Consider the following 20,792-nt stretch of genomic DNA (forward strand, 5'->3'; position numbering starts at 1 on the left):
CGGTGGCAATCGAAGAGAACCGAACGGAACGAAAAATCACGGAGGTTGAGATGAACGACGCGGTACGGGCGCGGTGGGGCGCCCTGGTGAGCGGTATGCGCGACTGGTGCCGGTCGCGGCGACGGGACGCGGGGATGGTGACGTCGGAGTACGCCCTCGGGATCGTCGCGGCGGCCGCCTTCGCGGTGGTGCTCTACAAGGTCGTCACCAGCGGGCAGGTCAGTGCCGAACTGCAGGCCATCGTGAAGCGGGCCCTCGATGCGGGGAAGTGAGCGAAGGGGCGACCGGGGCTTTGTGACGGCCGAGTCGGCCGTGGTGCTGCCGGTGCTGGTGATGTTCGCGATGGCGCTCGTGTGGGGCCTGCTCGTCGTGGCGGCGCAGATCCAGTGCATGGACGCGGCCAGGACCGGTGCCCGCGCGGCGGCGCGGCAGGATCCCGAGGACGCGGTCGTGAAGGTGACACGCGAGGCGGCGCCCCCCGGTGCGCGGGTGACCGTCACCCGGGAGGGCGACCTCGTCCGGGTGGCCGTGGTGGCCGAGCCGGCGGCCCTGACCGGGCTTCCCTTCGAGGTGCGGGAGGAGGCCGTGGCAGCGGCGGAGGAGACGGTGGGGGTGGGGTCGTGAGAGGGGCTGTGGGCAGGAAGGGCGTCGGCGCCGCCGTGTCGGCACCCGGACGGCCGTACCGCTCCGACCGGGGTTCGGCCACCGTGTGGAGCGTCGGCGCGATCGGCGTGCTGTGTGTCGTGTTCGGCGTCGTGCTCGCCCTGGGGCAGGCCGTGGTGGTGCGGCAGCACGCCGCGCGCGGTGCCGACATGGCGGCGCTCGCCGCGGCGGACCGTTGGCCGCAGGGCGGTCCGGCGGCCTGTGAGCACGCAGGCCGGGTGGCCCGCGCCCAGGGGGTACGGCTGGTGCGGTGCGTGCTGAGCGGTGAGGTCTCGGACGTGACGGCGGCCTCCGCGCGGGGACCGTTCGCGGCGGAGGCCAGGGCGCGGGCGGGCCCCGCGGGGATGGACCCCTGGGGGCTCACCACGGGGATGGACCCCCCTGGCCCCGATGCGGAGGCGGACCGCCAGGGTCTCGGCGCAGGGGCGGACTTCCAGGGGTTCAGTGCAGGGGCGGACTCCCAGGGGTTCAGTCCGGCCGCGGTGCGGGCAACTCATCGGCCGGACCCCGCCTCCCGTCCTCTCGAAGGCCCGCCTCCCCGGAGACGCCCTCCCCAGAGCCCGCTTCCGCCTCCCCCCGGGGACGCTCCTCAGGCGCACCCCGCAACAGCTCGGTGAGCAGCCGCACGGCCCCTCGCTTGTGCAGCGGGTCGTTCCCGTTGCCGCACTTGGGGGACTGGATGCAGGACGGACACCCGCTGTCGCACTCGCAGGAGGCGATGGCCTCGCGGGTGGCGGTGAGCCAGGCACGGGCGGTGTGGAAGGCGCGCTCGGCGAAGCCGGCGCCGCCCGGGTGGCCGTCGTAGACGAAGACGGTGGGCAGGAGCGTGTCGGGGTGGAGCGGGATCGACACGCCGCCGATGTCCCAGCGGTCGCAGGTCGCGAAGAGGGGCAGCATGCCGATCGACGCGTGCTCGGCGGCGTGCAGGGCGCCGCCGAGGATCTCCGGGTTGATCCGGGCGGCGTCCAGCTGGTCCTCGGTGACGGTCCACCACACCGCGCGGGTGCGCAGGGTGCGGGGCGGGAGGTCGAGCTTGGTCTCGCCGAGCACCTCGCCGGTGATGAGGCGTCGGCGCAGGAAGGAGACGACCTGGTTGGTGACCTCGACGGAGCCGTAGCACAGGCGGCCTTCGCCCCAGGGGATCTCGGTGTCGGTTTCCAGGACGGAGATGGAGGTGGTGTCGCGGGCGACCGTGGAATAGGGCGGAACGGCCTCCTCGACCAGGGCGACGGACTCGTCCAGGTCGAGGGAGCGGACGAGATAGGTGCGGCCCTGGTGGAGGTGGACGGCGCCTTCGTGGACGGTCGTGTGGGCCGAGGCGGCGTCGACCGTGCCGAGCAGGCGGCCGGTGCCCGACTCGACGATCTGTACGGGGCTGCCGCCACCGCCGCGGATGTCGGTGAGGTCGGCGGCCCGCTCCCGGCGGGTCCAGTGCCAGGCACTGGTGCGGCGGCGCAGCAGTTTCGCGGCCTCCAGCTGCGGCAGCAGATCCGCGCAGGCGGGCCCGAACAGCTCCAGGTCCTCCTCCGTGAGCGGGATCTCCGCTGCGGCCGCGCACAGGTGCGGGGCGAGGACGTAGGGGTTGTCCGGATCGAGGACGGTCGACTCCACCGGCCGGTCGAACAGTGCCTCCGGGTGGTGGACCAGATAGGTGTCCAGCGGGTCGTCGCGGGCGACCAGGACGGCCAGGGCGCCCTGGCCGGATCGGCCCGCACGGCCGGCCTGCTGCCACAGGGACGCGCGGGTGCCGGGGTAGCCGGCGATCAGGACGGCGTCCAGGCCGGAGACGTCGACGCCGAGTTCGAGGGCGGTGGTGGCCGCGAGGCCGAGGAGTTCACCGGAGTGGAGGGCCTGTTCGAGGGCGCGGCGTTCCTCGGGGAGGTAGCCGCCGCGGTAGGCGGCCACGCGCCGGGCCAGGGAGCGGTCGATCTCGGCCAGTCGCTCCTGGGTGATCACCGAGATCAGCTCGGCGCCGCGCCGGGAGCGGACGAAGGCGACGCTGCGGACGCCCTGGAGCGTGAGGTCGGTGAGCAGGTCGGCGGTCTCGGCGGTGGCCGTGCGGCGGACCGGCGCGCCCTTCTCGCCCTGCATCTCCGTGAGCGGGGGCTCCCAGAGGGCGAACACCAGTTCCCCTCGGGGGGAGGCGTCGTCGGCGACCTCGACCACCGGCAGCCCGGTGAGCCGCCGGGCGGCCACTGCGGGCTCGGCGGCGGTGGCCGAGGCCAGCAGGAACACGGGAGAGGAGCCGTAGCGTGCGCACAGCCGGCGCAGCCGGCGCAGCACCTGGGCGACATGCGAGCCGAAGACGCCGCGGTAGGTGTGGCACTCGTCGATGACGACGTACTTCAGGGCCTTCAGGAAGGAGGACCAGCGCGGGTGGGACGGGAGTATCCCGCGGTGCAGCATGTCGGGGTTGGTGAGGACGTAGTTGCCGTACTGGCGGATCCACTCGCGTTCCTCGAACGGCGTGTCGCCGTCGTACACGGCCGCCCGCACCGCGTTGCCCAGCGGCTGGGCCAGAGCGCGCACGGAGCGGCACTGGTCGGCGGCCAGGGCCTTGGTGGGTGCGAGATACAGGGCGGTGGCGCCACGGCCGTTCGGAGCCCTGGAACCCTCCAGAAGAGTGGAGAGTACGGGGACCAGATAGGCCAGCGACTTGCCGGAGGCGGTGCCGGTGGCGACGACCACGGATTCGCCGTCCAGGGCGTGCTCGGCGGCCCGTGCCTGATGCTCCCACGGGTGCTCGATGCCCGCGGCCCGCACGGCGGCCACGACCTGCGTGGAGATCCGGTCGGGCCAGACGGCATGGCGGCCCTCACGCGGGGGCAAGTGCTCCGTATGAGTGATGCGCGAGGCCCGGCTCGGACCCGAGGCGAGCCGGGCCAGGATTGTGCCCGGGGCCGGGCGGAGCGCGGAGTCCGTCGGGTGTCGATCGGATCGGTGATTCTTGGCCATCGGCACCGAGTGTGTCACCGGCGTGACGGACAATGGGCTCAAGGCGTCGTGCACGCCTGCCGGTAAGTGATTGAATGCCATGGCGGCTGGCGAACCTCCCGGGGGCTCCGCCGAGGTGCCCAAGGGTGACCGCTCGATAGCAAGGTGCTGGAGGATCCGTGGACCTGTCCCTGTCGACCGAGACCGTCGGCGATCGCACGATCGTCAAGGTCGGTGGCGAAATCGACGTATATACCGCGCCCAAGCTGCGGGAGCAGCTGGTCGAGCTGGTGAACGACGGGAATTTCCACCTCGTCGTCGACATGGAGGGCGTGGACTTCCTCGACTCCACCGGACTCGGCGTGCTGGTCGGCGGCCTGAAGCGGGTGCGTGCCCATGAGGGCTCCCTGCGTCTGGTGTGCAACCAGGAGCGCATTCTCAAGATCTTCCGCATCACCGGTCTGACCAAGGTGTTCCCCATTCACACCTCGGTCGCGGAAGCGGTGGAGGCCACCGACTGATCGCCGATGCCGGGCCCGCGCGGCCCGGCTCGGCACGGTTCAACCGGGGGTCCGGGCGCACTGCGGCCGGACCCCGACAGCACGCCCGTAGCTTTGAGGGGGATGCATGGCCACCGTCGAACTCCGCTTCAGCGCGCTGCCCGAGCATGTGCGGACCGCGCGCTTGGTGGCGGCCGCGGTGGCACGCAGGGCCGGAGTGGACGAGGCCGTCCTCGACGAGGTCCGGCTCGCCGTCGGCGAGGCGTGCACGCGCGCGGTGGGGCTGCACCAGAACGCCGGGATCACCTCGCCGGTGAAGGTGCTGCTGATCGAGGAGGAGAAGCAGTTCTCCATCGAGGTCGGCGACGAGGCGCCTCGCTTCGCCCCCGGTGACCGGGCGCCCGGCGAGGACCCGGACGTGGACGCCGAGGAGGACGAGATGGGCCTCGCGGTCATCAGCGGCCTTGTCGACGACGTGGAGGTCACCGCCGGGGAACACGGCGGGCAGATCCGCATGACCTGGCCCACCACACCGCACGCGGTGGCCCCGCTCTCCTGACCCCTGTCACCCGGAAGGCCCTGCCTCAGGCAGGGCCTTTCTGCGTGTGCGGCTGTCAGTGCCCCCGCCTACAGTGGTTGCGTCAGGAGTTCCTACCGACCCGTAGTGTTCCCGGCGATGCGTTTCGTGAATTCCTTCACGATCGGGGTGCTCGCCGGGTGATCGACTAAATGGATCAACGGTCAATGTCTTCAGGGCATTACTGCTTGAATGTAAATTCCATTTACCGCGCACTGTTTTGATCAGGTTCCGGTACCTACAATCCGTCCACATCTTGAGCTCAGCCCAAGCGTCAAGGAGGACGAATGGCGGGGCTTTCTACCCCTCATCAGATGGATCACCCCACGACCTTCGCGGCCGCGGTCCTGACCGACGGCAATCGCGTTCTCGTAGTGGTCATCGCGGTCGTTGCGCTGGCCGCCCTGGTGGTCGCGGGGATGTTGTTGCGCCAGGTGCTCGCGGCGGGCAAGGGCACCGACAGCATGAAGAAGATCGCGGCGGCCATCCAGGAAGGCGCCAACGCCTATCTGGCCCGGCAGCTGCGCACGCTCGGCGTATTCGCCGTGGTCGTGTTCTTCCTGCTCATGCTGCTGCCCGCGGACGACTGGAATCAGCGCGCCGGACGGTCGGTGTTCTTCTTGATCGGTGCTGCCTTCTCGGCAGCCACCGGTTATATCGGCATGTGGCTCGCCGTGCGCAGCAATGTGCGCGTCGCCGCGGCCGCACGGGAAGCCACGCCGGCGGAAGGCGAACCGGAAAAGGATCTCACCGAGGTCTCGCACAAAGCGATGAAGATCGCTTTCCGTACCGGCGGCGTCGTCGGCATGTTCACGGTGGGGCTCGGTCTGCTGGGCGCCTCCTGCGTGGTGCTGGTGTACGCGGCCGACGCGCCGAGGGTGCTGGAGGGCTTCGGCCTCGGTGCCGCTCTGATCGCCATGTTCATGCGTGTCGGCGGCGGCATCTTCACCAAGGCCGCCGACGTCGGCGCCGACCTGGTCGGCAAGGTCGAGCAGGGCATCCCGGAGGACGATCCGCGCAATGCCGCGACCATCGCCGACAACGTGGGCGACAACGTCGGCGACTGCGCAGGCATGGCGGCCGACCTCTTCGAGTCGTACGCCGTAACCCTGGTGGCCGCGCTGATCCTGGGCAAGGTGGCCTTCGGCGACGCCGGGCTGGCGTTCCCGCTGCTGGTGCCCGCGATCGGCGTGGTCACGGCCATGATCGGCATCTTCGCGGTGGCCCCGCGCCGGTCCGACCGCAGTGGCATGTCGGCGATCAACCGGGGCTTCTTCGTCTCGGCGGTGATCTCCCTCGTCCTCGTCGCGGCGGCGGTCTTCATCTACCTCCCGGGTTCGTACGCCGAACTCGACGGGGTCACCGACGCGGCCATCCAGGACAAGGGCGGCGACCCGCGGATCCTTGCGCTTGTCGCGGTGGCCATCGGCATCCTGCTGGCCGCCGTCATCCAGCAGCTGACCGGCTACTTCACCGAGACCACCCGCCGCCCGGTGAGGGACATCGGCAAGACCTCCCTCACCGGCCCGGCCACCGTCATCCTCGCCGGTATCGCCATCGGCCTCGAATCGGCCGTCTACACCGCACTGTTGATCGGTCTGAGCGTCTACGGCGCCTTCCTGCTCGGCGGTACGTCGATCATGCTGGCGCTGTTCGCGGTGGCGCTGGCCGGCACCGGTCTGCTCACCACGGTCGGTGTCATCGTCGCCATGGACACCTTCGGGCCGGTCTCCGACAACGCCCAGGGCATCGCCGAGATGTCCGGGGACGTCCGGGGCGCGGGCGCGCAGGTGCTCACCAACCTCGACGCCGTCGGCAACACCACCAAGGCCATCACCAAGGGCATCGCCATCGCCACCGCCGTCCTGGCGGCGGCCGCGCTCTTCGGGTCGTACCGCGACGCGATCATCACCGGCGCGCGGGACGTCGGGGAGCAACTCGGCGGCGAGGGCGCGGCGATGACCCTGTCGATGGACATCTCCCAGCCCAACAACCTCGTCGGTCTCATCGCGGGCGCCGCGGTCGTCTTCCTCTTCTCGGGGCTGGCGATCAACGCCGTGTCGCGGTCGGCGGGTTCGGTGGTCTTCGAGGTGCGCCGGCAGTTCCGGGAACGGCCCGGGATCATGGACTACACCGAGCAGCCCGAGTACGGCAAGGTCGTCGACATCTGTACCAGGGACGCGCTCAGGGAACTGGCCACGCCGGGCCTGCTCGCCGTGATGGCGCCCATCTTCATCGGCTTCACGCTCGGCGTCGGCCCGCTCGGCGCGTACCTCGCGGGCGCGATCGGCGCGGGCACGCTGATGGCGGTCTTCCTCGCCAACTCCGGTGGCGCGTGGGACAACGCCAAGAAACTCGTCGAGGACGGGCATCACGGCGGCAAGGGCAGCGAGGCGCACGCGGCGACCGTGATCGGCGACACCGTCGGCGACCCGTTCAAGGACACCGCGGGTCCCGCCATCAACCCGCTGCTGAAGGTGATGAACCTGGTGTCGCTGCTCATCGCGCCGGCGATCATCAAGTTCTCCTACGGCGCCGACAGGAGTATGGGCGTGCGCATCCTGGTCGCGGTGCTGGCGTTCGTGGTGATCGTGGGTGCGGTGTACGTCTCCAAGCGGCGCGGTATCGCCATGGGCGACGAGGACGAGTCCGGAACCGCCTCGAAGTCGGCTGATCCCGCGGTGGTTTCGTAGTCCGGCGTACGACGGCCGCTCCAAGGGGCGGGCGGGCGGCGCGTGTTGACGTGCCGTCCGCCCGCCTCGTTCTGTACGCCCGTACCGGACGGCCCTGTCGTGAGCCTTCTCTCCCTTGGTGTAAATGGTGACAAAACCGGACAGAGCAGACGCTTGTTCTGCGGGTGTCGCCCGTTTGGCGTGTATGTTCCGGGGCCGAGGGCCATGGAAAGGGACCAATCCGGTGAACAAGAAGCTCGCGGCCGCACTGTCCGGCGGTGCGGTACTGGTACTGGCGCTGTCGGGATGCAGCAGTGACGACGGCAACGAGAAGCTGGACGCCTGGGCCAAGCAGGTCTGCGACGCCGTGCAGCCGCAGGCGAAGAAGATCGAGGCCGCCAACGAGGCCATCAAGAAGGAAGCCTCGGACAACAGCACGCCGGCCGAGGTCCAGAAGGCAGACTCGCAGGCCTTCCAGGACATGTCCGACGCGTACAAGGCGATCGGCGCGGCCGTCGACAAGGCCGGGCCCCCGGACGTCGAGAACGGCGAGAAGAAGCAGCAGGACGCGGTCAAGGAGCTCAACTCCATCTGGGCGTCGTACGCCTCGCTGAAGAAGCAGGTGGACGACCTGAACACCAAGGACCAGGCCAAGTTCGCCGACGGCCTGAAGGACATCGCCACCGAGCTGGACAAGCTCAGCAAGAGCGGCAACGACGCCCTGACGACCCTGGAGGAGGGCGAGGTCGGCCAGGCGATGAGCAAGCAGGCCAGCTGCCAGCGCGCCTCCGCCCCGGCCTCGGCCCCGGCGACGAACGGCTGATCCTCGTGGGCCGGCCTCGCGGGAGCGGCCCGAAGAGCTGAGCCTTCGGCGGAGGGCCGTCACAATGGGGGGCGTGAGTGATGCCACCCCGTCCCCCCTGCCCTCCGCCGACCGCCCCGACGTCGCCGTCCGGCTGCGCGCGGCCCTGCTCGCCGCCGACTTCACCGCCGACGGACTGCTCGAACTCCTCGGCGCCCCCGCCTACGCCGCCCTCGCCCGCAGCGAGACCGTGCCGGCGCTGCGGGCGACGCGGGGGGACACGCCCCTGGAAGTGCTGACGCGGCTGTTCCTGCTCCAGGAGCCGGCCCCGCGCGCCCGGGTCGCGGACGTGCTGCCCGTCGCCGAGTGCCTGGACAGCGGCTGGCTGTTGCCGGCCGGCGGCGACGAGGTGGCCGCGACCGTCGACGTACGGCCGTACGGCGGGCCCGACGGCGAGGACTGGTTCATCGTGTCCGACCTGGGCTGCGCCGTCGGCGGGGCCGGCGGCATCGGGAGCCGCCACGAGGGCGTCGTGCTCGGCGTCGGCGGCGCCTCCACGACGCTGGCCGGCATCACCGTCCGTACGCCCGTCGCCTCCGCCCTGGACCTCGGCACCGGCTCCGGCATCCAGGCGCTGCACGCCGCGCAGCACGCCACGCGCGTGACGGCGACCGACCTCAACCCGCGCGCCCTGCACATCACCGGGCTCACGCTCGCGCTGTCCGGCGCCCCGGCTGCGGATCTGCGCGAGGGCTCGCTGTTCGAGCCGCTGCCCGACGACGACACGTACGACCTGATCGTCTCCAACCCGCCCTTCGTGATCTCGCCCGGCGCCCGCCTGACGTATCGCGACGGCGGCATGTCCGGGGACGATCTGTGCCGCTCGCTCGTTCAGGGAGCGGGGGAACGGCTGAACGTGGGCGGGTTCGCGCAGTTCCTCGCCAACTGGCAGCACGTCGAAGGGGAGGACTGGCAGGACAGGATCAGGTCGTGGGTGCCGCGCGGGTGCGATGCCTGGATCGTGCAGCGCGAGGTGCAGGACATCACTCAGTACGCCGAGCTGTGGCTCCGGGACGCCGGTGACCACCGCGGTGACCAGGCCGAGTACCAGACGCGGTACGACGCGTGGCTGGACGAGTTCGAGGCGCGCAAGGTGAAGGCCGTCGGGTTCGGCTGGATCACCCTGCGCCGGACGGACGCCGTCGAACCCTCCCTAACGGTGGAGGAGTGGCCGCACCCGGTCGAGCAGCCCCTGGGCGACACCGTGCGCGCCCACTTCGAGCGCCTGGACTATCTGCGCGGACGCGACGACGCGGCCCTGCTGGAGGACCGGTTCAGGCTGGCCGCAGAGGTCGTGCAGGAGCAGGTCGGGCTGCCCGGCGCCGAGGACCCGGAGCACGTGGTGCTGCGGCAGAACCGCGGCATGCGCCGGGCCACCAAGGTCGACACGGTCGGCGCGGGCTTCGCCGGGGTGTGCGACGGCTCGCTGAGCGCCGGCCGCATCCTGGACGCCATCGCCCAGCTGATCGGCGAGGACCCGGTCCGTCTGCGCGACCGCACGCCCGCACAGATCCGGGTGCTGGTGGAGCAGGGCTTCCTGGAGCCTGGGGCCTGACGCGCGGCTGACCGCGGTGCCGCGCCCCGGTCCACGTCCCCCTCACCGTCGAGATCGCGTCGATCTGTACGACGGTCGCGCACAGTGGCGGACGCCCGCGCCGCGCCCGGCGTGGACGGGTGCGGCCGAAGGCGTACGCATCGCCATGTCGGCCGCTCGTTCACCCGGGGTTCGCCTTCAGGCCGCCCGCGCGTGTCAATGTCACGGCGGCTGGGCACGCGGGACGTGAGAAAAGGGGCGGGCGGCCATGGAGAGCGGACCGGCGATCTTCGCGGGAGGGGTGTTCGCCCTGTTCGGAGGCGCCCTGCTGGTGTGGACGGCGGTCCGCGTGCGGCACCGGGAACCCGTCGCGGACGGGGTGCGGCAGTTCCTGTCGGCCGGTGTCTGCGGTGTCGTGGCGGTGATCGCGCTCGCCGTCTGCGTGTGGTGCTTCACTCAGATCTGAGGGGTGCGCGGGCCGCGGGCCGGTCCTTCGACGCTCCGGGCGCACCGTGCCGACGGTTGCGCAACGGATGATCGTCGGCCTGGCCCGATCGGGCGTAGACGCAGGTCCGGGCGGGCCGGGCGGTGAGCGCGGGCGTCCCGAAGGCCTCCCGCAGACGGCCCGGAAATGCCGGGCGGGCGGCCTGGAAGCGCGTGCTCCGACGTAATAGGGAGAGCACACTCCGGATAGATCGGAACGAACCGCTGGACACTCCGGGCGGCAGGAAGGGCGGTAGTCGGGTTACCGTTCGAGTGGCCGTTGCGGGCTTTTCCCGTTTGACACGGGGGCGGGATGTACCGTCACACTCCGCAGCGTCACCACCCGACCCCGGGAAGCAAGGCCCTGGGGAGGCCCCAGCGTCGACCGGAGAGAAGAGCGAAGTTGTCCCCGACCAGCGAGACCGCGAATGGCGGCCGCCGACTCGTGATCGTCGAGTCGCCTGCCAAGGCGAAGACGATCAAGAGCTACCTCGGCCCCGGCTACACCGTCGAGGCGAGCGTCGGGCACATCCGTGATCTTCCGAACGGCGCCGCGGAGGTGCCGGAGAAGTACACCGGCGAGGTCCGCCGCCTCGGTGTGGACGTCGAACACGACTTCGAGCCGATCTATGTGGTCAACGCCGACAAGCGGGCCCAGGTCAAGAAGCTCAAGGACCTGCTGAAGGAGTCCGACGAGCTCTACCTCGCCACCGATGAGGACCGCGAGGGCGAGGCCATCGCCTGGCACCTCCAAGAGGTGCTCAAGCCCAAGGTCCCGGTCAAGCGGATGGTCTTCCACGAGATCACCAAGTCCGCGATCCAGGCCGCCGTGGCCAACCCGCGCCAGCTCAACCAGAAGCTCGTCGACGCCCAGGAGACCCGCCGCATCCTCGACCGCCTGTACGGCTACGAGGTCTCGCCGGTGCTGTGGAAGAAGGTCATGCCGAAGCTGTCGGCGGGCCGCGTCCAGTCGGTCGCCACCCGGCTCGTCGTGGAGCGGGAACGCGAGCGCATCGCGTTTCGTTCTGCCGAGTACTGGGACCTGACGGGCACCTTCGCGACCGGCCGCGCGGGGGACGTCTCGGACCCGTCGGCGCTGGTCGCGCGCCTGCAGACCGTCGACGGCAGGCGGGTCGCGCAGGGCCGTGACTTCGACTCCCTGGGACAGCTCAAGAGCGCGAACACCCTCCACCTCGACGAGGCGAACGCCCGCGCGCTGGCCGCCGCCCTGGAGAACACCCGCTTCTCCGTGCGGTCCGTCGAGTCCAAGCCGTACCGCCGCTCGCCGTACGCCCCGTTCCGTACGACGACCCTCCAGCAGGAGGCCTCGCGCAAGCTCGGCTTCGGCGCGAAGGCCACCATGCAGGTCGCCCAGAAGCTGTACGAGAACGGCTTCATCACCTACATGCGTACGGACTCCACGACGCTGTCGGACACCGCGGTCTCGGCCGCCCGTGCGCAGGTCACGCAGCTGTACGGCGCCGACTACCTGCCGGCCCAGCCGCGCACGTACGCCGGGAAGGTCAAGAACGCGCAGGAGGCGCACGAGGCGATCCGCCCCTCGGGTGATCGTTTCCGCACGCCCGCCGAGACCGGTCTGACCGGCGACCAGTTCAAGCTCTACGAGCTGATCTGGAAGCGGACCGTCGCCTCCCAGATGAAGGACGCGACCGGCAACAGCGTGACCGTGAAGATCGGCGGCGCCGCCGCCGACGGCCGGGACGTCGAGTTCAGCGCGTCCGGCAAGACGATCACCTTCCACGGCTTCCTGAAGGCCTACGTCGAGGGCGCCGACGACCCGAACGCCGAGCTGGACGACCGCGAGCGCAGGCTGCCGCAGGTCGCCGAGGGCGACGCCCTCACGGCCGAGGAGATCACCGTCGACGGCCACGCCACCAAGCCGCCGGCCCGCTACACCGAGGCCAGCCTGGTCAAGGAGCTCGAAGAGCGCGAGATCGGCCGCCCGTCGACGTACGCGTCGATCATCGGCACGATCCTCGACCGCGGCTATGTCTTCAAGAAGGGCACGGCCCTGGTGCCGTCCTTCCTGTCCTTCGCCGTGGTCAACCTCCTGGAGAAGCACTTCGGCCGGCTCGTCGACTACGACTTCACCGCCAGGATGGAGGACGACCTCGACCGCATCGCGCGCGGCGAGGCCCAGTCCGTGCCGTGGCTGAAGCGCTTCTACTTCGGTGAAACCGTGCCCGACAGCGGCTTCGCCGCGGGGAGCGAGGGCGGCGCGGCCGACGCCGGCAACGGCGACGGGGACCACCTCGGCGGCCTCAAGGAGCTGGTGACCGACCTGGGCGCGATCGACGCGCGCGAGGTGTCGTCGTTCCCGGTCGGCAACGACATCGTGCTGCGGGTCGGGCGCTACGGCCCGTACATCGAGCGCGGCGAGAAGGACGCGGAGGGCCACCAGCGGGCCGACATCCCCGAGGATCTGGCGCCCGACGAGCTGACCGTCGAGCTGGCCGAGGAACTCCTGGCCAAGCCGAGCGGCGACTACGAGCTGGGCACCGACCCGGTCAGCGGCCACACGATCGTCGCCAAGGACGGCCGTTACGGCCCGTACGTCACCGAGGTGCTCCCCGAGGGCACCCCCAAGACCGGCAAGAACGCCGTCAAGCCGCGCACGGCCTCGCTGTTCAAGACCATGGCCCTGGACACGGTGACCCTGGACGACGCGCTCAAGCTGATGTCGCTGCCGCGCGTGGTCGGCGCGGACGCCGAGGGGCAGGAGATCACCGCCCAGAACGGCCGCTACGGTCCGTACCTGAAGAAGGGCACGGACTCGCGGTCCCTGCAGTCCGAGGACCAGCTGTTCACGATCACGCTGGAAGAGGCGCTGGCGATCTACGCCCAGCCCAAGCAGCGCGGTCGCGCGGCCGCCAAGCCGCCGCTGAAGGAACTGGGCGAGGACCCGGTCAGCGGCAAGCCGGTCGTGGTCAAGGACGGCCGCTTCGGCCCGTACGTCACCGACGGGGAGACCAACGCGACCCTGCGCTCCGGCGACAGCGTCGAGACGATCACCCCGGAGCGCGGCTTCGAGCTGCTCGCCGAGAAGCGCGCGAAGGCGCCCGCCAAGAAGACGGCGAAGAAGGCTCCGGCGAAGAAGACGACGACGGCCAAGAAGACCGCCGCCAAGAAGACGACAACGGCGAAGAAGACCGCGGCCGCGAAGAAGACGACGACGGCCAAGAAGACGGCCGCCAAGAAGACCGCGGCATCCTCGGCGCCCACCGAGGACTGATCCCGTCGGGCTTGCGGACAGGGCGCTCAACGAGCCCTGAGTGTTCGCTGAGCGAACGTCCCGGTGCCGCCGAGGTGCCGGGACGTTCGTGTGTTCGGGCGGCGCCGCTGAGTGTCGGCCGGTCCCGATAGGCTGATACGCATGACGCGAGCCGAGCAGCCAACGGCCCACCACCCCGCCCCCGACGACGCACTCGTCGCGGACTCCCGCGAGCGCGCGGTCCGCTCTCTGTTGCGCACCCCGCAGCTGAAGCGGCTGTGGAGCGCTCAGCTGGTGGGGGGTGTCGGCGACACCCTCGCCCTGCTGGTGCTGGTGCTCCTCGCACTCCAGGCGGCGATCACCGAGGGCTCCTTCGGGGGCGGCTACCGGGGCGTGGCGTTCGCAGTGGCGACCGTCTTCGGAGCGCGCGTCCTCGCGACGCTGCTGTTCGGCGCGGTCCTGCTCGGGCCGCTGACCTCCCTCACCGCCCAGGAGGGCCCGCTCGACCGCCGCTGGACCATGGTCGGCGCCGACGGTGTGCGGGTGGCCCTGCTGATCGTCGCGCCACTGTGGATCGACTGGACGCCCGACAACGCCCTGGCCGCCCTGCTGGTCACCGTCTTCGTGTCCGGCGTCGCCGAGCGCTTCTGGACGGTGAGCCGGGAGAGCGCGGCCCCCGCGCTGCTGCCCGCCCCGCCGCTGGAGGGCGCGACCGTACGGCCGCTGCCCGACCACATGGACGCCCTGCGCCGGCTGGCACTGCGCACGAGCTTCGTGGCGATCCCGATCGCCGCCGCCGCGCTCGTCGCCGCGGCCCTGCTGAACAACCTGCTGGGCTCGGGCATCGAGTGGTTCGCCCAGCACCAGGCGGCGCTCGGCTCCTACGTCGCGGCCGGCCTGTTCGCCGCGTCCCTGTCCGTGGTGACCTTCCTGGAACTGCCCGACACGCGCACCCCGCGCGCGCGGTCGCCGCTGGAGGGGCTGCGCCGCCCGCGCACCGGTACCGGCGCCGACAAGGGCCGCACCGGCGCGATCTCGCTGCTGGTCCTCACCTGCGCCGCCGTGGCGGGCGCGGTGGCGGCCGCCGTCTCAGTCGCCGTACTGCAGGCCAAGGACCTGGGCGGCGGCCCGGTGCTCTACGGACTGTTCGTGCTGGCACTGACCGGCGGTGTCGTCGTGGGCATCCGTACGGCGCCCAAGGCGCTGGTGTCGCTGTCGCGGCGCCGTCTGCTGGCGCTGGCCACCGCGTTCACCGGCCTGGCGCTGCTGGCCGCGGGCCTCGTCCCGGACGTCACCACCGTGCTGCTGATCCTCGCCCTGGCGGGCGTCGGCGCGGGCGGAGCCGCGAACATCGGGCACGCCCTGCTCGACCAGGAGGTCGAGGACTTCCGCCGCGCCCGCACCACCGACCACCTGCACGCGGTGGTCCGCGTCCTCGTGGCGCTCGGCGTGCTGATCGCCCCCGTGATCGCGGGGCTGATCGGCCCGCACCGCCTGGAGAACGGCAGGTTCGTCTTCGCCCACGGCGGTGCCGCCTTCACCCTGATGCTCGTCGGCGCGCTGCTGCTCCCCGTGGCCGCGCTCGTGCTGGCCAAGCTCGACGACCGCTCCGGCGTGCCGCTGCGCAACGACCTGCGCGACGCGCTGCTCGGCGGCGACGACCCCGTACAGGTGCCCGCGGGCACCGGCTTCTTCATCGCCCTGGAGGGCGGCGACGGCGCCGGGAAGTCCACCCAGGCCGAGGCGCTCGCCGAGTGGATCCGGGCCAAGGGCCACGAGGTCGTCCTCACCCGCGAGCCGGGGGCCACACCCGTCGGCAAGCGGCTGCGCTCGATCCTCCTCGACGTGTCCTCGGCCGGCCTGTCGCACCGCGCGGAGGCGCTGCTGTACGCCGCGGACCGCGCCGAGCACGTCGACACCGTCGTACGGCCCGCCCTGGAGCGCGGCGCGGTGGTGATCACCGACCGGTACATCGACTCCTCGGTGGCCTACCAGGGCGCGGGCCGGGATCTCTCCCCGGTCGAGATCGCCCGGATCAACCGCTGGGCGACCCACGGGCTCGTCCCGCACCTCACCGTGCTGCTGGACGTGTCGCCGGAGGCCGCCCGCGAGCGGTTCACCGAGGCGCCCGACCGCCTGGAGTCGGAGCCGCTGGAGTTCCACACGCGCGTGCGCTCGGGATTCCTGACGCTGGCCGCCGCCGACCCCGGCCGCTACCTGGTGGTCGACGCCGGCCAGGAGCCCGAAGCCGTCACCACCGTGATCCGGCACCGCCTGGACACCGTGCTGCCGCTGTCCGAGGCCGAGATCGAGGCTCGCGAGGAGGCGCGCCGCAAGGCCGAGGAGGCGGCCCGCCGCAAGGCCGAGGAGGAGGCCGCCCGCAAGGCCGAGGAGGAGCGCCTGGAGCGCGAGCGCCAGGAGCAGCTCGCCAAGCTGCGCGCCGAGGAGGAGGAGCGCAAGCGGCGCGAGCTGGAGGAGGCCCAGCGCCGCGAGGCGGAGCGCCAGGCCGAGGAGGCCCGCCGGCGCGCCGAGGAAGCCGCCAAGCGCGCCGAGGAGGAACGTCAGCGCCTGCTCGCCGAGGAGAAGGCCCGTGCCGAGGCGGAGGCCCGCCGCAAGGCCGAGGAGGAGGAGCGCCGCCGTCGGGCCGAGGAGGAGGCCCGGCTGCGCGCCGAGGCCGAGGAGCGGCGGCTGGAGAAGCAGCGCAAGGCCGAGGAGGCCCTGCTGCGGGCCGAGCAGGCACGCCGCGCCGCCGAGCAGGCCGCGGCCGCCGCGGCGGCCGGCCCCAAGCCGCCCGCGCCGCCCGTGGGCGCGCCGGAGGCGGCGACCGTGCAGACGCCCGTGGTCACCCCGGAGGAGGCCCGCGCGACCTCGCGCGGCGCGGGGGACGCGTCGGCCCGGCCGTCACGCGCGGCCGAGGAGACGGCCGTGCTGCGGCCGGTGCGGGACGGCGACGGCGAGGCTGGCCGGTCGGCCGCCGCCGGTCGGGAGACGCGGGGCGACGGGCGGGTGCCGGGTCGGCCCAGGGCATCCGACGCCTCCGAGGCGGAAGTGACCGCGGAGCTGCCGCAGCCGCCCGAGCCGCAGCCGCCCGTACCGCAGTCGGCGGCCGAGGAGACTGCCGTGCTGCCGCAGATGCCCTCGGGCGCGGCGGACGAGACGGCGGTGCTGCCGCCCGTGGTGCCGGGTGCCGCGGACGAGACGGCGGTGCTGCCGCAGGTGCCGGGCGGGGATCCGGCGGACCGTGTGCCGCCGGGCTTCTTCCGTGACGAGCGGCCGGAGGCCGGGGCGGACGGTGTCCAGGACCGCACGCGTGAGCTGCCGCAGGTCGACGCCGAGGGCGCGCCGCGTCGCCGTCCGCGCTCCGACTGGGCGGAGGAGACGCCGCTGGACGATCTGCCCAGCCTGGCGGACGAGCTGCTCGGCCCGCGCGCCGACGAGGACCGGGACGACGAGCCCGGCCGGGGCCGGGGGCGTCGAGGCTGAGGGGTGAGGAGTGCGGGACGGGCGGCCGGCTTCTCGGCCTTGGGGGCTCTGCGGGGCTTCGGGGGACGGGCCGGCGGCACGCGCCGAACCACCTCCGCCCGGCCGCGGGGGCGGCTCGCGGCCCCACGGATCCGAGGCCGCGGCGGCGGGACGGAGTCCGTGCGGACCGCGTTGTCAGTGGGTGCCCGCACAATGGATGCGGCAACACGAAGCGTGACGAAAGGGCGGGCTGACCCATGACCGTGTGGGACGACCTGGTCGGGCAGGAGAAGGTGAGCGAGCAGCTCGCCGCCGCTGCCCGGGACGCCGACGCCCTGGTCACCGCGGCCGTCACCGGCACCGCGCCGCCGGAGGCGTCGAAGATGACGCACGCGTGGCTGTTCACCGGACCGCCGGGAGCGGGCCGCACACAGACGGCGCGGGCGTTCGCCGCCGCCCTGCAGTGCGTGAGCCCCGACCGCGCCCTCGGCGGAGTGCCCGGCTGCGGGTTCTGCGACGGCTGCCACACCGCCCTGATCGGCACGCACGCCGACGTCACCACGGTCGCCGCCGTCGGCACGCAGATCCTCGCCGACGACATGCGCGACACCGTCCGCAAGTCGTTCACGTCACCGGCGACCGGCCGCTGGCAGGTCATCCTGGTCGAGGACGCCGAGCGGCTGAACGAGAAGTCGGCGAACGCAGTCCTGAAGGCCGTGGAGGAACCCGCCCCGCGCACGGTCTGGCTGCTGTGCGCGCCCTCCCTGGAGGACGTGCTGCCCACCATCCGCTCCCGCTGCCGCCACCTGAACCTGCGCACGCCCTCGGTGGACGCCGTGGCCGACATGCTCATGCGGCGCGACGGCATCGAGCCCGCGGTCGCCGCCGCCGCGGCCCGTGCCACCCAGGGTCATGTCGACCGCGCCCGCCGCCTGGCCACGGACCCGGCCGCGCGGGAGCGCCGGACGGCCGTGCTCAAACTGCCGCTGCGGGTGGAGGACATCGGCGGGGCGCTCAGGGCCGCTCAGGAACTGGTGGACGCCGCCGCGGAGGACGCCAAGCAGCTCGCCGAGGAGCTCGACACCAAGGAGACCGAGGAGCTGAAGGCGGCGCTGGGCGCGTCCCAGGGCGGGCGGATGCCGCGCGGCACGGCCGGTGTGATCAAGGACCTTGAGGACAAGCAGAAGCGCCGCAGGACCCGCACCCAGCGCGACAGCCTCGACCTGGCCCTGACCGACCTCACCGGCTTCTACCGCGACGTCCTGGCCCTCCAGCTCGGCTCGCGGGTCGCCCTGGCCAACACCGACGCCGAAGACGTCCTGGAGCGCCTGGCCCGCTCCGGCACCCCGGAGTCGACCCTGCGCCGCATCGAGGCGATCGGCGCGTGCCGTGACGCGCTCGACCGCAATGTGGCTCCGCTGCTGGCGGTGGAGGCGATGACGATGGCTCTCAGATCGGGCTGACCGCGGCCGGTGCTCCCCGGTCGAGCCGATCCCGCCCGGGTTCTCGGCCCGGCTCGGCCCGGCTCGGCCCGGCTCGGCCCGGCGAGCACGGCTTCGGGGCGGTCCCCGCAGATTGACGCCGTACCCCGTCCGTGGCACAACGCACACGCAGGGCATTCGAGCCGTCGCGCACAGTTACGCTCGCGGAATGGACACAAGGCGCATCCTTCGCAGACCCCGTACCGCCGCCGCCCTCTTCGCCGCCGCCGCGCTGCTCGTCTCCGCCTGTTCCTCGGGCAGCGCGTCGGGTTCGTCCTCCTCGGCGGCGCACGCGGGGCTGGCGGCGCTGCCCCGGGCGACGCCGTCCGCGCTGGCCCCGTACTACGCGCAGCGGCTGAGCTGGCGCAGCTGCGGTGTGCCCGGCTTCGAGTGCGCCACGCTGAAGGCGCCGCTGGACTACGCCGACCCCGGCCGAGGCGACGTGCGGCTCGCGGTCGCCCGCAAGAAGGCCACCGGGCCGGGCGAGCGGCTCGGCTCGCTGCTGGTGAACCCGGGCGGGCCGGGCGGCTCGGCGATCGGCTACCTCCAGGCGTACGCGGGGATCGGCTATCCGGAGGAGGTGCGCGCCCAGTACGACATGGTCGCGATCGACCCGCGCGGCGTCGCCCGCAGCGAGCCCGTCGAGTGCCTGGACGGGCCGGACATGGACGCGTACACGCAGACGGACACCACGCCCGACGACGCCGGGGAGGTGGACGAGCTGGTCGGCGAGTACAAGAAGTTCGCCGAGGGCTGCGGGGCGGACGCGCCGAAGCTGCTGCGGCATGTCTCCACCGTCGAGGCGGCCCGGGACATGGACATCCTGCGGGAGGCGCTGGGCGACGAGAAGCTGACGTACGTGGGGGCGTCGTACGGGACGTTCCTCGGGGCCACGTACGCCGGGCTGTTCCCGGAGCGGGCCGGGCGGCTGGTGCTGGACGGCGCGCTGGATCCCTCGCTGCCCGCGCGCAGGCTGAACCTGGATCAGACGGCGGGCTTCGAGACGGCGTTCCGGGCGTTCGCGAAGGACTGTGTGCGCCAGCCGGACTGTCCGCTCGGCGGTCCGGCCACGACGCCCGAGCAGGCCGGGCGCACGCTCACGGCGTTCTTCGAGAAGCTCGACGCACGGCCGATCCCGACCGGCGACATCGACGGCCGCAGGCTCGGCGAGTCGCTGGCCACCATGGGTGTGCTGGCAGGGATGTACGACGAGGCGTCCTGGACGCAGGTGCGCGAGGCGCTGACCTCGGCGATGCGGCACAACGACGGAGCGGGCCTGCTGATGCTCTCCGACGCCTACTACGAGCGCGAGGCGGGCGGCGAGTACTCGAACCTGATGTTCGCGAACGCCGCCGTGAACTGCCTCGACCTGCCGCCCGACTTCGACGACCCCGACCGGGTGCGCGAGTCGCTGCCCGCGTTCGAGAAGGCGTCCCCGGTCTTCGGCAAGAGTCTCGCGTGGGCCTCGCTGAACTGCGCGTACTGGCCGGTCGCGCCGACCGGTGAGCCGCACCGCATCGAGGCGAAGGGCGCGGCCCCGATCGTCGTGGTCGGCACCACCCGCGACCCGGCGACCCCCTACCGCTGGGCGCGGGCACTGTCCGGTCAGCTCTCCTCCGGCCGGCTGCTCACCTATGTGGGTGACGGCCATACGGCGTACGGCCGCGGCAGTGAGTGCATCGACTCGACGATCAACGCCTTCCTCCTGCGCGGGACCCCGCCGACCGACGGAAAGCGCTGCTCATAGCCCTGCGACCGGTCCCGGGGACCCCTCCTCCGGGGCCGGTGCGAAGCACCCCCGGAAACTGTGTAGACTTACCGACGTTGCCGATCGCACCATAGTGCTGGCAGCGCGCCGCTTTAGCTCAGATGGCCAGAGCAACGCACTCGTAATGCGTAGGTCTCGGGTTCGAATCCCGAAAGCGGCTCCATCGAAACCCCAGGCCGAGCGATTCCGACCTGGGGTTTTCTCGTGCCTCAAGTGCCTGGGGCGAGGGAAGCGGCCATGGACGAGCGGAACGGCTGGATGGCCGCCTACGCCGCCGGCCCGAAAGGGCGGCCCGAAGAACCGACGTGAAGGTCGACGTGAAGGTCGACGTGAAGGTCGACGTGAAAGTCGGGGCTGAAGTTCGTGCGCCGTAAGGAGAGTCGGCGGCGGGAGGCTGTGGGATGGACGAGGATCCCGGTCGCTCACCTCTGCCGACCGGGACCCCCGTGGCCCCCCGGATCCGGCCGCGGCGGCGACACTCCCCCGAGCTCGCGTTCTACGCGCGCACCGTCGGGCCAGATCCGATGAAGTGATCACATCAGGTCGCACCAACGGATCGCTAACATGTGGCCAACGGTTCCCGGCGTCGCTGCCGGTCGGCTGGCGCGAAGCCGGCGGACGGTG

The 20,792-nt window shown here is 72.1% G+C and carries 13 protein-coding genes, 1 tRNA gene and 1 pseudogene; 14 read left to right on the forward strand and 1 reads right to left on the reverse strand.

Features of this window, described 5'->3' with window-relative positions:
- Positions 1–50: 50 nt before the first annotated feature.
- The 3 genes and pseudogenes from ABZZ79_RS23560 to ABZZ79_RS23570 form a co-directional block, all read left to right on the forward strand.
- Positions 51–272 (forward strand): DUF4244 domain-containing protein, encoded by a 222-nt coding sequence (locus tag ABZZ79_RS23560; RefSeq protein WP_356691659.1) that lies wholly within the window; start codon positions 51–53, stop codon positions 270–272.
- Positions 259–624, forward strand: a complete 366-nt coding sequence (locus ABZZ79_RS23565; RefSeq protein ID WP_356691661.1) for a TadE family type IV pilus minor pilin — start codon at positions 259–261, stop codon at positions 622–624. The genes ABZZ79_RS23560 and ABZZ79_RS23565 overlap by 14 nt, the downstream gene beginning before the upstream one ends.
- A 35-nt stretch (positions 625–659) precedes the next feature.
- Positions 660–1,007 (forward strand): annotated as a pseudogene (locus ABZZ79_RS23570) (Rv3654c family TadE-like protein); the annotation flags it as partial.
- 124 nt (positions 1,008–1,131) lie between these two features.
- Here the strand turns inward: ABZZ79_RS23570 and ABZZ79_RS23575 are convergent.
- Positions 1,132–3,699, reverse strand: coding sequence for a DEAD/DEAH box helicase (locus ABZZ79_RS23575; protein ID WP_356691663.1), 2,568 nt, complete (start codon positions 3,697–3,699; stop codon positions 1,132–1,134).
- A 77-nt stretch (positions 3,700–3,776) separates the two neighbouring features.
- On the opposite strand from ABZZ79_RS23575, the gene bldG reads away from it, so the two are divergent.
- The 11 genes from bldG (at position 3,777) to ABZZ79_RS23630 (ending at position 20,331) form a co-directional block, all read left to right on the forward strand.
- A complete protein-coding gene (gene bldG / locus ABZZ79_RS23580; protein WP_356691665.1) occupies positions 3,777–4,118 on the forward strand; it encodes an anti-sigma factor antagonist BldG in 342 nt (113 codons plus the stop codon).
- A gap of 106 nt (positions 4,119–4,224) precedes the next feature.
- Complete coding sequence (locus ABZZ79_RS23585; protein WP_356691667.1) at positions 4,225–4,656, forward strand: ATP-binding protein; 432 nt, start codon at positions 4,225–4,227, stop codon at positions 4,654–4,656.
- A 305-nt stretch (positions 4,657–4,961) separates the two neighbouring features.
- Positions 4,962–7,367 (forward strand): sodium-translocating pyrophosphatase, encoded by a 2,406-nt coding sequence (locus ABZZ79_RS23590; RefSeq protein WP_356691669.1) that lies wholly within the window; start codon positions 4,962–4,964, stop codon positions 7,365–7,367.
- Positions 7,368–7,551: 184 nt separating this feature from the next.
- Positions 7,552–8,169: a small secreted protein gene (locus tag ABZZ79_RS23595; RefSeq protein WP_356691671.1), complete on the forward strand. Its 618-nt coding sequence runs from the start codon at positions 7,552–7,554 to the stop codon at positions 8,167–8,169.
- Positions 8,170–8,233: 64 nt separating this feature from the next.
- A complete protein-coding gene (locus ABZZ79_RS23600) occupies positions 8,234–9,763 on the forward strand; it encodes a methyltransferase (protein ID WP_356691673.1) in 1,530 nt (509 codons plus the stop codon).
- A 247-nt stretch (positions 9,764–10,010) separates the two neighbouring features.
- Complete coding sequence (locus ABZZ79_RS23605; protein ID WP_356691675.1) at positions 10,011–10,208, forward strand: hypothetical protein; 198 nt, start codon at positions 10,011–10,013, stop codon at positions 10,206–10,208.
- A gap of 420 nt (positions 10,209–10,628) precedes the next feature.
- Complete coding sequence (gene topA, locus ABZZ79_RS23610; protein ID WP_356691677.1) at positions 10,629–13,478, forward strand: type I DNA topoisomerase; 2,850 nt, start codon at positions 10,629–10,631, stop codon at positions 13,476–13,478.
- 141 nt (positions 13,479–13,619) lie between these two features.
- The gene (tmk, locus tag ABZZ79_RS23615; RefSeq protein WP_356691679.1) at positions 13,620–16,940 is read left to right on the forward strand and encodes a dTMP kinase; all 3,321 of its coding nucleotides are present in this window, start codon (positions 13,620–13,622) and stop codon (positions 16,938–16,940) included.
- 236 nt (positions 16,941–17,176) lie between these two features.
- A complete protein-coding gene (locus tag ABZZ79_RS23620; RefSeq protein ID WP_356691681.1) occupies positions 17,177–18,382 on the forward strand; it encodes a DNA polymerase III subunit delta' in 1,206 nt (401 codons plus the stop codon).
- A gap of 187 nt (positions 18,383–18,569) precedes the next feature.
- Complete coding sequence (locus tag ABZZ79_RS23625; RefSeq protein ID WP_356691683.1) at positions 18,570–20,147, forward strand: alpha/beta hydrolase; 1,578 nt, start codon at positions 18,570–18,572, stop codon at positions 20,145–20,147.
- 107 nt (positions 20,148–20,254) lie between these two features.
- Positions 20,255–20,331: transfer RNA gene (locus ABZZ79_RS23630), tRNA-Thr, on the forward strand.
- Positions 20,332–20,792 lie beyond the last annotated feature (461 nt).

Source organism: Streptomyces sp. NPDC006458 (genome assembly GCF_040612135.1).
GTDB lineage: Bacteria > Actinomycetota > Actinomycetes > Streptomycetales > Streptomycetaceae > Streptomyces.

Coding starts and splice junctions, on each gene's coding strand:
- ABZZ79_RS23595 (WP_356691671.1), top strand. CDS start 7,552: ATGTTCCGGGGCCGAGGGCCATGGAAAGGGACCAATCCGGTGAACAAG.
- tmk (WP_356691679.1), top strand. CDS start 13,620: ATGACGCGAGCCGAGCAGCCAACGGCCCACCACCCCGCCCCCGACGAC.
- ABZZ79_RS23600 (WP_356691673.1), top strand. CDS start 8,234: ATGGGGGGCGTGAGTGATGCCACCCCGTCCCCCCTGCCCTCCGCCGAC.
- ABZZ79_RS23625 (WP_356691683.1), top strand. CDS start 18,570: ATGGACACAAGGCGCATCCTTCGCAGACCCCGTACCGCCGCCGCCCTC.
- ABZZ79_RS23605 (WP_356691675.1), top strand. CDS start 10,011: ATGGAGAGCGGACCGGCGATCTTCGCGGGAGGGGTGTTCGCCCTGTTC.
- ABZZ79_RS23565 (WP_356691661.1), top strand. CDS start 259: ATGCGGGGAAGTGAGCGAAGGGGCGACCGGGGCTTTGTGACGGCCGAG.
- ABZZ79_RS23585 (WP_356691667.1), top strand. CDS start 4,225: ATGGCCACCGTCGAACTCCGCTTCAGCGCGCTGCCCGAGCATGTGCGG.
- ABZZ79_RS23560 (WP_356691659.1), top strand. CDS start 51: ATGAACGACGCGGTACGGGCGCGGTGGGGCGCCCTGGTGAGCGGTATG.
- ABZZ79_RS23575 (WP_356691663.1), bottom strand. CDS start 3,699: ATGGCATTCAATCACTTACCGGCAGGCGTGCACGACGCCTTGAGCCCA.
- ABZZ79_RS23590 (WP_356691669.1), top strand. CDS start 4,962: ATGGCGGGGCTTTCTACCCCTCATCAGATGGATCACCCCACGACCTTC.
- ABZZ79_RS23620 (WP_356691681.1), top strand. CDS start 17,177: ATGACCGTGTGGGACGACCTGGTCGGGCAGGAGAAGGTGAGCGAGCAG.